Annotated in this window: 13 protein-coding genes and 1 other annotated feature; of the genes, 10 read left to right on the top strand and 3 right to left on the bottom strand. The window is 45.8% G+C overall.

The annotated features are described in order from the left end of the window. Positions 1–84 precede the first annotated feature (84 nt). From FFM84_RS05470 to dhaS, 3 genes are all read left to right on the top strand, one after another. Positions 85–1,479 carry an FAD-dependent oxidoreductase gene (locus FFM84_RS05470; RefSeq protein WP_130844620.1) on the top strand — a complete coding sequence of 465 codons (1,395 nt, stop codon included), beginning with the start codon at positions 85–87 and terminating at the stop codon, positions 1,477–1,479. A gap of 214 nt (positions 1,480–1,693) precedes the next feature. Beyond that, positions 1,694–2,479, top strand: coding sequence for a hypothetical protein (locus FFM84_RS05465; RefSeq protein ID WP_130844621.1), 786 nt, complete (start codon positions 1,694–1,696; stop codon positions 2,477–2,479). 110 nt (positions 2,480–2,589) lie between these two features. Next, positions 2,590–3,117: a dihydroxyacetone kinase transcriptional activator DhaS gene (gene dhaS, locus FFM84_RS05460; protein WP_130844622.1), complete on the top strand. Its 528-nt coding sequence runs from the start codon at positions 2,590–2,592 to the stop codon at positions 3,115–3,117. A gap of 321 nt (positions 3,118–3,438) precedes the next feature. On the opposite strand, the gene dhaQ is transcribed toward dhaS, so the two are convergent. Next, positions 3,439–4,431, bottom strand: coding sequence for a DhaKLM operon coactivator DhaQ (gene dhaQ, locus FFM84_RS05455; protein ID WP_130844623.1), 993 nt, complete (start codon positions 4,429–4,431; stop codon positions 3,439–3,441). A gap of 156 nt (positions 4,432–4,587) precedes the next feature. On the opposite strand from dhaQ, the gene dhaK reads away from it, so the two are divergent. The 5 genes from dhaK (at position 4,588) to FFM84_RS05430 (ending at position 7,904) form a co-directional block, all read left to right on the top strand. Beyond that, complete coding sequence (dhaK, locus tag FFM84_RS05450) at positions 4,588–5,583, top strand: dihydroxyacetone kinase subunit DhaK (protein ID WP_130844624.1); 996 nt, start codon at positions 4,588–4,590, stop codon at positions 5,581–5,583. A 14-nt stretch (positions 5,584–5,597) separates the two neighbouring features. Further along, on the top strand, positions 5,598–6,185 hold the full coding sequence (gene dhaL, locus FFM84_RS05445) for a dihydroxyacetone kinase subunit DhaL (protein WP_130844625.1): 588 nt from the start codon (positions 5,598–5,600) through the stop codon (positions 6,183–6,185). After that, a complete protein-coding gene (gene dhaM, locus FFM84_RS05440; RefSeq protein WP_130844626.1) occupies positions 6,182–6,550 on the top strand; it encodes a dihydroxyacetone kinase phosphoryl donor subunit DhaM in 369 nt (122 codons plus the stop codon). The genes dhaL and dhaM overlap by 4 nt, the downstream gene beginning before the upstream one ends. 15 nt (positions 6,551–6,565) lie before the next feature. Continuing rightward, positions 6,566–7,273 (top strand): MIP/aquaporin family protein, encoded by a 708-nt coding sequence (locus tag FFM84_RS05435; protein WP_130844627.1) that lies wholly within the window; start codon positions 6,566–6,568, stop codon positions 7,271–7,273. Positions 7,274–7,631: 358 nt separating this feature from the next. Continuing rightward, the gene (locus tag FFM84_RS05430) at positions 7,632–7,904 is read left to right on the top strand and encodes a hypothetical protein (protein WP_130844628.1); all 273 of its coding nucleotides are present in this window, start codon (positions 7,632–7,634) and stop codon (positions 7,902–7,904) included. A 54-nt stretch (positions 7,905–7,958) separates the two neighbouring features. Here the strand turns inward: FFM84_RS05430 and brnQ are convergent, their stop codons facing one another. After that, positions 7,959–9,350: a branched-chain amino acid transport system II carrier protein gene (gene brnQ, locus FFM84_RS05425; RefSeq protein ID WP_130844629.1), complete on the bottom strand. Its 1,392-nt coding sequence runs from the start codon at positions 9,348–9,350 to the stop codon at positions 7,959–7,961. Between the two features lie 67 nt (positions 9,351–9,417). Further along, positions 9,418–9,674 (bottom strand) — a binding site (T-box leader). Positions 9,675–9,821: 147 nt separating this feature from the next. Between brnQ and FFM84_RS05420 the strand changes: the two genes are divergently transcribed. Then, positions 9,822–11,567 (top strand): ABC1 kinase family protein, encoded by a 1,746-nt coding sequence (locus tag FFM84_RS05420; RefSeq protein WP_130844630.1) that lies wholly within the window; start codon positions 9,822–9,824, stop codon positions 11,565–11,567. 443 nt (positions 11,568–12,010) lie between these two features. On the opposite strand, the gene FFM84_RS05415 is transcribed toward FFM84_RS05420, so the two are convergent. Continuing rightward, a complete protein-coding gene (locus tag FFM84_RS05415) occupies positions 12,011–12,661 on the bottom strand; it encodes an MIP/aquaporin family protein (RefSeq protein WP_130844631.1) in 651 nt (216 codons plus the stop codon). 215 nt (positions 12,662–12,876) lie between these two features. Here FFM84_RS05415 and FFM84_RS05410 point away from each other — a divergent pair, with 215 nt between their 5' ends. Then, complete coding sequence (locus FFM84_RS05410) at positions 12,877–13,995, top strand: exonuclease SbcCD subunit D (protein WP_130844632.1); 1,119 nt, start codon at positions 12,877–12,879, stop codon at positions 13,993–13,995.

Raw genomic sequence — 13,995 nt, 5'->3', positions numbered from 1 at the left:
AGTGAATAAACCTTACTTATTAGATTAGGGGAACGGTACTGGTTAGTGAGATCAGTGAGATTAAAAATGAATGGAAGTTATCAGATGAAAGTCATCATTGTGGGGAGTACGCATGCGGGGACGGCCGCCGCAAAACAAATTTTGATTCGTCATCCAGAAACTGATGTGACGGTCTATGAACGGCATGATAATATTTCGTTTGTCTCTAGTGGGATTTATTTATATCTTACGGGGAAAATTAAACGCTTGGAAGATATGTTTTATTCTTCGCCTGACGATCTGCGTGAAATGGGCGCGACGGTTCGAACCCAACATAACGTTTTACGAATTGATACGGCCAAAAAAACCATGCAAGTTGCCGACATGCAAACGGGGCGGGTTTTTGAAGATGATTACGATAAGTTGATTATGACGACCGGCTCTTCTGTGGCGGTGCCGCCAATTATTGGGATCGATCAAGCCAATGTCTTGTTATGCAAGAACTATCAGCAAGCTCAAGAAATTTATAAAACGGCTAAGGATCATCATCATATTGCGGTGATCGGGGCCGGGTATATGGGGACAGAATTAGCCGAAAGTTACGCTGAAACGAATCATGAAGTGTCCTTATTTCAGTCGCACGGTCATATCTTAAACAACTATATCGGCAATGAATTATCCGATCGGGCCGTTCAATTGTTACGGGATCATGGGGTACATGTGCACCTTAATCAACGGGTGACGAGTTTTGAAAATACCGAAGATGACCGGGTATCCATTGAAGGGCCTGATCAAGAATATGAAGTTGATCTAGCCATTGTCTGTACTGGCTTTGTGCCGAATACAGAACTTTTGCGCGGACAAGTGGACATGGATCGTCATGGCGCCATCATTATTAATGATTATGTTCAAACATCAAATCCAGATATTTATGCGGCTGGAGATTCTTGTGTGGTTAATTTTAATCCGACCGGTAAGCCGGCCTATACGCCATTAGCGACTAACGCGTTGCGGCAAGGGGCGTTAGCGGGGATTAATGTTTTTGGTGATATCCAGCCGTATGTTGGCACCCAAGCCACTTCGGCGATGAAGTTGTTCGACTATACGTTAGCGACTTCTGGTTTGACGTATAGCGCAGCCCAACGTGATCACTTGCCAGTTCGGCATGCGATCTATGATGGCCCCTATCGACCTAAATATATGCCCAATCCAACTGAAATCATTATTGATTTGGTTTATGATTATGAAACGCGCCAAATCTTAGGGGCACAGTTTTGGAGCGAACATGATGTGTCGCAATCAGCGAACACGATATCGGTCATGATTCAAAATGGCAATACCATTGATGATTTGTCATATGTGGACATGTTATTCCAACCAAATTTTGATGAACCATTTAACTATTTGAATTTAGTCGGCCAACAAGCCGTCGAACAAGAACGGCAATTGGGTAACGACGAGCCACGGATTACCGCGATGGGCAATTGGGGTAAAAAGTAGGTAGAATGAAGGCCAGAAAATTTTTCTGGCCTTTTTTGCGCCCAATTAACCATGATTAATTGGTTGAAAATCAATTATTTTGGGGGAACTTGAAACTATTTCAAACTAAAGGACAAATAACTGGCTAAATAGCTGTCATGACAACGATTGCAGTCTCCTGTCGATTGGCTTAAACTTATCAAGGCAAGTTTCAAGTAAATTGGAGGGGTATTTGATGAAAAAACGACAGTGGGTCATTGCATTAGTCGGGGTATTAGCCGTGGGGATGTTGAGCGGTTGTGGCAATGCAGCTCAAACGAGCTCAAGTACGAGTTCTAAAACCACAAAAATGGCGACAAGTAGTAGCGCCAGCAGCACTGATCCAAAGTTAGCCAAGGATGAGGCAATCTTAAAAAAGGCGCAACAATTGAATGTGGACGGCAAGTATAAGCAGTCTAATAAGCAGTTGAGTTCGATTGATTTAGCGGATTTGAGTAAAAAGGGATTTGGCGCGTTAAAAACGGAATTCTTTGCGTTACAAAAGAGCAATGATAAATTCTTACTGAAAAAGCATAAGCAAAGCAAGACGGCTAGCACGACTAAGAGTGGTACGGCTGCGGCATCGTCTAAGACAACCACACCAGCCACGAATCACAGGTTTGATGGCTACAGTAAGTTTGTTGGGGACTATACTTTCTATAACTACGATAGTGATCGGCCACAGTCAGATTTGTCGATTGCTTCCGATGGAACGGTGACCCAAAACAACAATGATGGCTCAGCTTATTATGGCACCGCCACGATCAAGGCGTCTAGTGCGACTGGCATTTTGTCTTACGATGTTTCAACGGGGACCAATGACACGAAGACAATTCATGCTAACGTTGAAGTGGATGTCGTTTGGGATAGCGATAATGAGCATGAAACTTATTACGGGTATACCTCTTATGATGGCAACTCGGTGTTAACCGATGGCAATACCTATGATGGCAATCTGGTTAACGAAGTTTGGATTAAATAGTCATGACAACTAAAAACGTGTGGCGGCATCACCTGAACTTAACTTCAGAGTGGTGTCGCCACACGTTTTGCATTAAACTGGGAGCAATACTGATGAACGGAGGTGGCCGAATGGCGTATATTACACAACGCAAAATGGCGCAAGGGTTACAGCAACTTGTCACAACTAAAGGCATTGACCATACGTCAGTGACGGCCATCATGGATACGGCGGGGTTACGTCGGCAAACGTTTTATGATTATTTTCAAGATAAATATGAATTGCTGGCCTGGTCTATTGACGACACGTTGAGTGAAACGGTCGAGCATAATTTGAATTATTTAAAATGGCCGGCCATCATTAACTTGGTTTGCTATGAACTAGAGGCGCATCGGCAATTTTATGTCGCCAGCGTCAAGACACAGCACGAAATTGACGTGACGGCTTTAATTGCCAACCATTTAGCTGAATTAGTGACCCATCTTAGCCCAACTGATGTGGTGGCCTCGGCGGCAACGTTAATTTGGTTACTGTGCTTAGGCATTGCGCAGTCCTTGATTCATAATTTACTCACCAATCATCCGCGAGATTATGAAGAATTAGCGACGGCCGCTGTAACGGCCATTCAAATGACCTTAAAGATGCTAGCTAAAGGTTGAAAGATAAAGATGCGGCAGCAACTTGACTAGTTTTGACTTCAGTCATGCTAAATTTGCCACCTACGCCAGCCAGTGATTCTACCGGCTGTGGGGACCGGTTTCAGCCACAGTGCGGGCTTCAACCTCGCTTTAAAGCCTAGCCAAAACCGCTAGTCTCAAAAGTCGTCCACAGCGTAATCCCGGAAAAATCATCCGGACTAACGCTGTCTTCACGGCCGGCGCCATCACTGACTGGCTCCGGCTCAACGTGGGCGAACGGTAGGTGGCAAGTTGAGCGTGTACCTGTCACTAAAAAACAATTTTTATCCTTTAGATACTAACTTAATGATTTGGCCATGCCGGTGTTTTAACCGGCATGTTCAGGGCAGCTAACCAGTCAGTTTGTTCGAGGTGCAGCAATGTTAAAGAAAGCCCATGCATTCCATTTGATGTTAGGAAGGTTCCCGCTTGATGAAAGTCGAGCGCTAACTGGTCGAGTTGTAGTAATTCATGCACATCGTGATTAAAGACCATTAGTTCCAACGGGGTAATGCCACCCAAAGAATTGACTAAGACGGCGTAATGATCGTGGGCGTGCCATTGAAAGTTAAGTCGTAATTTACTAATCAGTTCTTGGGCAAGTCGTTCTGATGATTGGAATGGTTCTTGTCGATAGCCAGGCTCACCGTGAATTCCAATGCCATAATAAATTTCACCAGGATTTAAGGTGAATGAGGCGTCGGCTTGACCAGGAATCAGGGCACCACTAGTCGCGACCCCAATGGTTTTGGTGGCGGCGGTGACGTGTTGCGCGAGGGTTGTTAATTCGGCCATGGTGGCCCCATTAGCGGCCGCCGCACCTAAGAGCTTATGGATAAGAACCGTGCCGGCCACGCCGCGACGTCGCTGTTTTAAGGAGGCATTATCGACGGAAATATCGTCAGCCACGAGGGCCATACCCACGTCCCAACCTTGGTCTTGTAGGGTTGTTTGGGCAGTCTTAAAGGCCTTAACATCGGCGGGAAAGTTTTTAACGATCAAAAAGAGTCGTCGTTGATGGGTCATCGCCTGCGCAACCTTAACAATTTGTTCAGCGGTTGGTGGCGTGAAAATTGTGCCCATGACGGCGCCAGTCAACATGCCGTGGCCGACATAGCCCCAATGAGCTGGGGCGTGTCCACTACCACCACCAGCCAATAGTGGGATCTGGTTGTCAGCAAAATGACGATCATAACAACCGTACGTGTCGGGAACCCAAGCTAGCTCAGGATAGGTCCACTGAATACCTTGCACTGCTTGGGCGAGGGCTTGGTCCGGTTCATTAATAATTTGCATGTGCACACCAGCTTTCAAGCGTTTACGGCTATTATACCGCACTTAATCTAAGAGCCTGCCAAGCAATACCGGACAATTTAGTGATTTTGTCCGTCGTAATTGTAAGCGGATTCATATACAATGAAAGAGTAAATTCAGAAAGGATCGTGAGTCAAGATGAAAAAGATTATCAATGCTCCTCAAGATGTGGTTCCTGAAATGGTCGATGGCCTCGTCCGCGCGTATCCACAATATTTAAAACAAGTGCCCGATACGTTGGCGATGGTCCGTAGTGATACGGCCTCAATGGTTGGCAAAGTTGGGATCGTCAGTGGTGGCGGTAGTGGTCATGAACCGGCTCATGCTGGTTTTGTTGGTCAAGGCATGTTGAGTGCTGCAGTAGCTGGCCAAGTCTTTACGTCACCAACGCCTGATCAGATTTATGCAGCGATTAAAGCTGTGGATCAAGGCCAAGGGGTCTTCTTAGTTGTTAAGAATTATTCCGGTGATGTGATGAACTTCGACATGGCCAAAGATATGGCCGAGATGGATGATATCGAGGTGCAATCAATTGTGGTTGACGATGATATTGCTGTAAAAGACAGTCTTTATACGCAAGGTCGCCGTGGCGTGGCTGGAACTGTCCTGATGCATAAAGTCTTGGGTGCAGCGGCTGATCAAGGCGCAAGCTTAGATGAACTCTCTCAATTAGCCCAAGCCGTTTTGCCACACCTCAATACCGTAGCGGTAGCTTTATCGGCGGCCACGGTACCTGAAGTGGGCAAACCAGGTTTTGAATTAGCTGATGATGAAATCGAGTATGGCGTCGGTATTCATAGTGAACCGGGTTATCGACGTGAAAAAATCAAACCATCTAAGGCATTAGTCACTGAATTGTTGGCTAAGATTGATGAGCGTTTGCACTTAGATGCTAGTCATCAATATGCTGTTTTAGTGAATGGTATGGGTGCTACGCCATTGATGGAACAATATATCTTTAGCCATGACTTACTCGATGCCTTAGCTGAAAAAGGGATTAAACCAGCCTTTATGAAGGTTGGTAACTACATGACGTCCATTGAAATGGCGGGAATTTCATTAACAATCTTTGAATTAACGGATGCTAAATGGCTTGATTATTTGACCTATCCGGTTAAAACAATTGCATGGTAGAAAGGATGACGACAATGTTTACAGCACAAGCAGCAACAACTTGGTTAACTAAATTTGGTGATGCTATTGCGACGAATAAGGCGTATTTGAGTGACTTGGATACCCCAATTGGTGATGGCGATCACGGCAATAATATGGCACGTGGGATGACCGCGGTGCAAGCCGCGTTAGCCACCCAAACGGATGCGGATTTAACAACGGTCTTTAAGACGGTAGCGATGGCGTTGATTAGTAAAGTCGGCGGGGCTTCTGGGCCATTATATGGGACGGCCTTTTTGGAGATGGCGAAAGCTAGCAAAGCCGGCACGACAGATTTACCGACACTACTTGCGGCGGCTTTAGCTGGGATTGAAAAACGTGGTGGTGCGCAAGCTGGTGACAAGACCATGCTGGATGTTTGGGTACCGGTCGTCGCCGCTGTGCAAGCAGACAAGTTGGATGCGACATTGATTGCCACGGCCGTTGACAGCACAAAACCGATGATTGCGAAAAAAGGTCGGGCTTCCTACTTAGGTGAACGGGCGATTGGTCATCTCGATCCTGGTGCGGTTTCTAGTGGTTATCTGTTTACAGCATTATTAGAAACGGAGGCACAAGCATGAGTTTAGGTATTGTGGTGGTTTCACATGTCCCTGAAATTGCGGCTGGTGTCACGACCTTGATTAAACAAGTCGCCGCCGATGTGTCGATTACTTTTGCTGGCGGAACCGATGATCAAGAAGTTGGGACCAGTATGGCCAAGATTAGCGCGGCTTTTGACGCCAATGACGCCGATGAATTATTAGCGTTTTATGACTTAGGTAGTGCCAAGATGAACCTAGAAATGGCGATTGAAATGAGCGATAAAACGGTTCATTTATACGATACGGCATTGGTCGAAAGTGCGTATACAGCCGCGTCATTAGTACAGGCTGGCGTTGATTTGGCGGCGGTCGAAGCACAATTAGCCCCACTTAAAATTAAGTAAGGAACGGTGAGCGGGATGCAGGGATTTTTAGGTGAATTTTTAGGCACGTTGGTATTGATTGTCTTTGGGGTCGGGAGTGGTGCGGCCGTTAATTTGAAACAGACGTACACAAAAGGCCAAAACTGGACGTTTATTGCGTTAGCCTGGGGCTTAGCCGTCACGTTTGGGGTGTATGTTGCTGGTCAATTTGGGTCGCAAGGCCATCTGAACCCAGCGGTCACAATTGCGTTTGCGTTATTTGGTTTCTTTCCTTGGGCCCAAGTTTTACCTTATCTAGTTGGTCAGTTTTTAGGCGCATTCGTTGGGGCAGTTGTGATCATGATTCAATACTACCCACACTTTAAAGCGGCTAAAAGTCCAGCAGATGGTAATAGTGTTGGGATCTTTGCGACAGGTCCAGCGATCCCTAATCCGTTATTTAACTTTTTGAGCGAAGTGATTGCGACGTTCTTCTTTATCTTCCCACTATTGAATCTTGGTAACTTTACGCAAGGATTGAAACCGTTGATTGTGGGGTTGTTGATCGTCGTGGTTGGGTTAACGTTAGGCGGAACAACCGGCTTCGCGATTAATCCAGCGCGTGACTGGGCGCCACGGTTGGCTTATACGATCTTACCTGTACCAAATAAGTCTGATGCTAACTGGGCTTATGCTTGGGTCCCGATGTGTGGCCCGTTAGTCGGGGGGATTTTGGCCGCTGGCTTGCAAGCTTGGCTTCATTAGATTTGGTTCATTAGAAGAGTCGTTTTCAGTGTAAACTGAGGCGGCTTTTTTTAGCTGGACCAGCTTGTCGCCTGTCGTTCGCCCACTCAATGCCGGAACGCTGTGGGTGGACCGGTTAAGCCAAAAGGCGGTCTTAACCGTCGTTTTGAACCGCTCAACCCGCGTTTCAAAAGCGCCGGGCTCTAAGCGATAAATCGCTAAGCGCCCCCACGGCTGGGCACGGTCCCCCATAGCTGGTAGAATCACTGACTGACGTAGGTATATCAATAAAATTATAACCGCTTTTAATCGTCTTTTGGGGCTAAGATTGCTATGGTTAAGTTGGGTAGGATAGTGTCCTAATTTGGGAGACAGTATCATGACGGAAACATGGCGGGTTTATCCCGTAATTATGAGTTACGTGCCGGCGAATCAGCCGACACCTTATTTAGTCGAAATTCCAGCCTTTCAAGGTGAAACGCAAGGTCGTTCTGTGGCCGATGGCATGCGCCAAGCTCGGACTTACATGGGACTAGCGGCCAGTGAACTGATCGTACGTGGTAAAGAGGTTCCGGCTAGCGAGACGCATTTGCCAGTGGTAAGTGCACCAACGATTGTGACCTTAGTTGAGGTAGAAATTGGACAGGTTTAAACGCCAAAAAAATGCGCTCGTCAATTGCTGACAAGTGCATTTTTAATAAACGGCTTAATTATGATTACCAACGGGATTAACGGCATGGTTTTTGGTACGTTGCAAGAGTAAATAGTGTCCGGTTCCTAAGACTGCCCCAACCAAGGCTGGAACTAACCAGTCCATGCCGCTGGATGCAAGTGGCATATACGATTGAATGTGGGCCATGGCTAAGCCTAAAGCGCTTTGACTCACAACGGCTGGGAAAGCGGCGACCATGTCAAAGACAGCTGGCACCACTGTGAAGACAACGACCCAACGATAGACGACTGGTGCTTGGTGAAATAATGGCGACAAGATGGATAAGAAGATTAAAGCCATTGCCAATGGGTATAAGAACATCAAGACTGGCGTTGACCAGGCGATGATTTGGTTCAAGCCGATATTGGCGGTTAAAAACGAGGCTAAACAAGTGATCCGTAACCATGCTTTATAACTTAAGAAACCAAAGTGTTTGTGGAAATCTTGGGCGAAGGCAGCGACTAAGCCGATTGCCGTCGTTAAACAAGTGGTGATGATTAGTACCGCTAAAACGGCTTGACCAAAAGTCCCCATGTAATGATTGACGATTTGGTTGAAGGCCACGCCACCATTGTCGGATAGCTTAAACATGCCTAATGATTGGGCACCTAACAAGATTAATAAGACGTAGATAAGCCCTTCAAAAGTCATCGAGAATAAGCCAGCGCGCGCAGTGACCCAAGCAGCCTTGTTAGGATCTTTTTGCCCCATAAATTGAACGGCAGTAACGATGGTGACACCAAGCGCTAATCCGGCAAGTGCGTCCATCGTGTTGTAACCTTGCAAAAACCCGTTGGTAAACCCAGCCGTTTGATAGGCAGCTGTGGCGGTGGTATTGCCGGCATGCGCGAGTGGACTGCTGAAAGCAACGAAGAAGATAACGACTAATAAGAGCAAGAATAATGGATTCAATAATTTACCAACACGATTCATGATTTTGTGTTGTTCCAATGATAAGTAATAGGCTAAACCGAAGAAGACTGCTGAGAAAATAAGTAAAGCGACGGTTTGATATTTAGCCGGGAAGAAGGGGGCTAACCCAACCGTGAATGAAACCGTGGCCGTCCGGGGCGTTCCAAAGAAAGGGCCGATCGTAAAGTGGATCAGGACCATGAAGACGATCGCAAAAGTGGTGCCAAGTGGTTTACCGATATCGTAGACGCCTTTTGATTTGGTAACACAAACGGCGAGGACCGAAAGAAGTGGCAGTAACACGGCAGTCACTAAGAACCCGACGGCGGCCATGCCCCAGTGGCTACCGGCTAATTGTCCGAGGTGTAAGGGGAAAATTAAATTTCCAGCGCCAAAGAATAGGGCGAAAATCATGGAGCTCAACGTGACGTAATCGCGTTTGGTTAAGTGTCGTTTTTGAACTTTATCTAGCATATGTAAAACCTCCAAAATAGTCTCGATTAACAAAAAAACGTCCTAGCAACTGAATTTGCATTCAGTTCACCAGGACGTTTAAAAACGCGTTACCACCTTAGCTTTGTTGCTATTTCACAATAACAACCTCACAGGTACGGCTAGTGACCGGTCACTAACGATACCCTGGCTCAATAATGGGAGCACCCACCTGTCGCTAGCCGAAGGGTTTCGCAACAGTCGCTCGAAACTGATTTTCAATTAAGATTCTGGGATGTCCTTTCACCAATCTGACACTCGCTTAGCCCTGAATCGTTAATTTACTGTGTTTCTCAACGCGCTTTGTTAATCTGTTTTTAATGTGTTTATAATTTAACGCCGGAAAAAGAATTTGTCAACGACTTTTTTGAAAAAAGTAAAATTGCTAGTGCGTATTCAGTCAGAAAGTTAGATAATGGAATTAGATTATGTGCGCAGAAAGCAGGTATTGAGATGACCACGAATGCCAATGAACCAACGCCGCCAACGTGGCAGGCTAACCAGAATCGTCATACACGGTTTCGCACGATCCTTAGTGTGCTACGACAGTACAATGTGCTCAGTAATTTAGCGCGGCAAAAGCATCCGCAACAAGTCCGCCTGGCTTTTGAAGAATTGGGGCCGACATTTATTAAAATCGGTCAAATTTTGTCTTCACGGACGGATATCGTGAAGCCCGCATTTGCTAATGAGTTCAAAAAATTACAAGATAATGTGAAACGTGATCCTTTTGAGACCGTTAAACAAACCATTGAAACCCAAACGGGTAAAACGATGGCCGAGATGTTTGCCAGTTTTGATGAGGAACCTTTTGCCTCGGCATCGATGGGACAGACCCATCATGCGACGTTGCTCAATGGGCAAAAAGTGGTTGTGAAAGTCCAACATCCCGGTATTGACGCTGAAGTGGCCTTGGATATTTCGCTATTTGAACGGGCCTTGCCATTGTTACGCTATATTCCAGAATCTTCCGTGATTGATTTACGCGAAATGGTCGCTGAAATTAAGCGATCACTGTTTAATGAATTGGATACTAGCATTGAAGTGAAGAATGGGACGCGCTTTTATCGGTTAAATAATCGACAAGATATTATTCAAGTGCCCAAAGTCTATGGCGATTATAGTACGCAAAAAGTTTTAGTTAACCAATACATGGCCGGTACGAGCATCCAACATTTTATGGCGACACTTAATGATGCGGATTTAAATGACGATCATCAATACGATGATGAACGGCGTTATTTGGCCCATACCTTGGTGACCAACTTTTTAAAACAAGTTTTTGAGGATGGTTTTTTTCATGCTGATCCTCATCCGGGGAATATTTTATTACGGGAATTAAAACCACAAGATATGGGTTATCATACGCCAGCTAAGCGAAAAACTGGGCATATTCATCGAGAAACATTGCCACCGTACCGGCTGGTTTATTTGGATTTTGGCATGATGGGTTCCATTAGTCCGGCTTTAATGGCTGGTATTGCCAATGTGGTCATTGCGGTGACTACTGAGAATACGCGCCAAGTGGGGCGGGCGATTCTAGCGATCTCTAACCGGACTGGTGAAGTTGATGAAGAAGCGTTCTTTAGTGCATTAGCACCGTTTTTAAGTCAATATTATAATTCTGGTTTGGGTGATATTGATTTTCAAGGCTTGCTATTTGAAATGGTAAAAGTTTGCCGAACGAATAATATTCAAGTTAATCCGGCTGTTACCATGCTGGGAAAAGCTTTTGGCACCATTGAAGGGATCGTTGAAATGCTTGATCCAAGTTTGTCGATGATGGATGTGGCGCGCCCATTTGCACGTAAATATATGCGAGAACATTTTGATTTACGTCAGGAGCTTGAGGATGGGGCATTAGCGACCTTGCAAGGGCTACGAGATACGCCGAAGTTACCGTCACGGTTATTATCGGCTTTAGATACGTTTGAAAATGGCCAAACGCGAGTGAATATTGTTTTTTCTCATCGCAAACAATTCATTGATCAGATTGATTCGATGGTGAATAAAGTGGTATTGGCCGTAATCTTAGCGGCATTGATTGTCGGGTCTTCGTTGCTAGTTCAGAGTCATCCTGACAACAATTGGATTACTAACATTGGGATCTTTGGTTATGTCACGGCGGTGATCGTGATTATTGGTCTCGCCATTGGCACACTGCATTCGTGGTATCGGCATTGGCGACACAAACAGTAAGCGGAAACGACTAGCGGTGGTTAGTCGTTTTTTTGCTTACAATCGTTGATATGATAAGTGTCCAGCAACTAAAACTAGATCGACTTGCCACCTACCGTTCGCCCACCTTGAGCCGGAACGCTGTGGGCGGACCGGTTCAGCCAAAATGCGGTCTGAACCGTCGTTTTGAACCACCAGGCCCGTGTTTCAAAAGCGCCAATCTCTAAGCGATAAGTCGCTAAGAGATTCCCACGGCTGGGCTCAATGTGGACTCATTCTCGGTTATGATGGTGATTACGAAATTGATTGATATTCGCAATACAACCGGAGCCAGCCAGTGATGGCGCTGGTCCCACAGCCGGCAGAATCGCTGGCTGGCGTAGGTGACTCATTTAACACAACGACCGTCAGTCGTGAGATAAAAAAAGACTTCCAGCCGAGGCCAGAAGTCTAACTAGAAGCGTTTAATATTCACTACCTAAAAACCGTGAGCAGTAAGCGGCCAGAATTGCGCCAACTTCGGGTGCTAAGATGTAGACCCAAAGATGTGAGATGGCGGTGCCGCCAGCGAAGATAGCTGGACCAATCGAACGGGCAGGATTCAATGACCCACCAGTTAGGTTTAAGGCTACGATAATGAGGAAAGCTAATGTAACCCCAATGGTTAAGCCAGCAAATTGGCCATTCCCATGTTCGTCACTAGTGACATTTAAGATCACCATTAAGAACAGGAAGGTGACTAAAGCTTCAATGAAGAAAGCCATCCCACTGTTAATCTTGGTGAAATCAGTTTGACCTAATGAGTTGGTTGCTAAGCCCAAGGCACTAACGAAGCTGCGAATGGCAGCTGATGCGACAATTGCACCTAAGATTTGACTAACAATGTAACCTAAAGCATCTTGGATGCCAATCCGGCGATTAATCAACATAGCCGTGGTTACAGCCGGGTTAAAGTGACCGCCTGAGATACCACCGAAGGCATAAGCTGAAACAGTGATCGCTAACCCGAAGGCTAACCCAATCGTTAACACGTCGCCTTTACCAATGACGACGGCGCCAGTCCCGAGAAAGACTAGCATGAAGGTGCCGAGAAATTCGGCGAAATACTTGCGCATGAAATTCACGCTCCCTTTTTAGAATAGTATTGCAGTTACATTTCTATTCTACGATAATTTTAATCTGATGTGGACAGAAATGCTCAAGTAATGAATGAATTGAACAAATTTGAGGATGGTTGTCAGGTTTAAGTTAATTACGAACTAACCTTGCCCGTAACGAGCATCGATGTTTTATAATGAAAAGCAAACAACTTTATTGAGGAGGCCATCACATGCGGTTTTTACATACAGCTGATTGGCATTTAGGTAAACAGCTCCATGGATTTAATTTACAGGCGGAACAGCAAGCGGCCTATGAACAAATCGTCCAACTTGCGGTACAAGAAAAAGTTGATGCCGTTGTCATTGCCGGTGATTTATATGATCGTGCGGTGCCAAGTGAAGCGGCGGTGCAGCAACTGAATAGCATGTTGATGGATTTGAACTTAAAACATCATTTGCCGTTGTTAGCGATTAGTGGGAATCACGACAGTGCCCCACGGTTACGAACGGGGAGTGCTTGGTTTGCCGCCACGGATTTTTATTTGAATACGAAAGTCAGTCAAGCGTTGACACCAGTTGTGTTGGGCGATACACAGTTTTTCTTGTTACCCTATTTTGAACCATTTGAAGCGCGGCATTATTTTGAAGATGATAGTATTCGCACGGTGCAACAAGCGATGGAAAAGCTAGTGACGGCGATGCAGGCTCAATTCGATCTTGATAAAAAGCAGGTTTTAATCGCGCATTTTTTTGCCGCGGGGAGTACCCATGTGGATTCAGAAACGCAAGTTACGGTTGGGGGACTCAATGCGATTCCCGTTGATCTATTGGCGCCATTTGATTATGTGGCACTTGGTCATTTGCACGGTAAAGATGCGTTACATGCGGACCGCGTTCGTTATAGCGGCTCACCAGTGAAGTTTTCAATTTCAGAAGCAACGCAAACCAAAGGTGTTTGGATTGTCGACACCGATCCATTTGAAGCGACTTTTAAACCGTTGACGCCGTTACGAGATGTTCGAATCTTAAAAGGCAGCTTTGATGACTTAACCACGCCAGCTTTTTATCAGCAGCAGGCGCAGGATGACTACTTGTCCATTCAGTTAACTGATCGGCAAGTCATTCCTAATGTGATGGCCGTGTTGCGGGAAATTTACCCTAATATTATCAATCTAGAACGGGTCAATGGCCCGGTTGTGACAGATAATCAGATTACCGAAATCGACCCGAGTCTAGATCCAATGTTACTAATGGCAGATTTTTTCAAACAAACGACAGATGAAACACTGACGAAACAGCAACAGCACTGGGCACAAAACGCGCTAACTGCTGCGACCAAGGAGGACTAA

Source organism: Lactiplantibacillus mudanjiangensis, from assembly GCF_005405385.1.
In the GTDB taxonomy this organism is placed as follows: Bacteria; Bacillota; Bacilli; order Lactobacillales; family Lactobacillaceae; genus Lactiplantibacillus; species Lactiplantibacillus mudanjiangensis.
The sequence above is the reverse complement of the archived record's forward strand: the minus strand, read 5'-3'. Positions and strand labels throughout refer to the sequence as shown.

Bases quoted from the DNA above. Each gene is read 5' to 3' on its own strand.
- FFM84_RS05470 (WP_130844620.1), top strand. From the start codon at position 85: ATGAAAGTCATCATTGTGGGGAGTACGCATGCGGGGACGGCCGCCGCA.
- FFM84_RS05415 (WP_130844631.1), bottom strand. From the start codon at position 12,661: ATGCGCAAGTATTTCGCCGAATTTCTCGGCACCTTCATGCTAGTCTTT.
- FFM84_RS05465 (WP_130844621.1), top strand. From the start codon at position 1,694: ATGAAAAAACGACAGTGGGTCATTGCATTAGTCGGGGTATTAGCCGTG.
- dhaS (WP_130844622.1), top strand. From the start codon at position 2,590: ATGGCGTATATTACACAACGCAAAATGGCGCAAGGGTTACAGCAACTT.
- FFM84_RS05410 (WP_130844632.1), top strand. From the start codon at position 12,877: ATGCGGTTTTTACATACAGCTGATTGGCATTTAGGTAAACAGCTCCAT.
- dhaQ (WP_130844623.1), bottom strand. From the start codon at position 4,431: ATGCAAATTATTAATGAACCGGACCAAGCCCTCGCCCAAGCAGTGCAA.
- FFM84_RS05435 (WP_130844627.1), top strand. From the start codon at position 6,566: ATGCAGGGATTTTTAGGTGAATTTTTAGGCACGTTGGTATTGATTGTC.
- dhaL (WP_130844625.1), top strand. From the start codon at position 5,598: ATGTTTACAGCACAAGCAGCAACAACTTGGTTAACTAAATTTGGTGAT.
- dhaM (WP_130844626.1), top strand. From the start codon at position 6,182: ATGAGTTTAGGTATTGTGGTGGTTTCACATGTCCCTGAAATTGCGGCT.
- FFM84_RS05430 (WP_130844628.1), top strand. From the start codon at position 7,632: ATGACGGAAACATGGCGGGTTTATCCCGTAATTATGAGTTACGTGCCG.
- brnQ (WP_130844629.1), bottom strand. From the start codon at position 9,350: ATGCTAGATAAAGTTCAAAAACGACACTTAACCAAACGCGATTACGTC.
- FFM84_RS05420 (WP_130844630.1), top strand. From the start codon at position 9,822: ATGACCACGAATGCCAATGAACCAACGCCGCCAACGTGGCAGGCTAAC.
- dhaK (WP_130844624.1), top strand. From the start codon at position 4,588: ATGAAAAAGATTATCAATGCTCCTCAAGATGTGGTTCCTGAAATGGTC.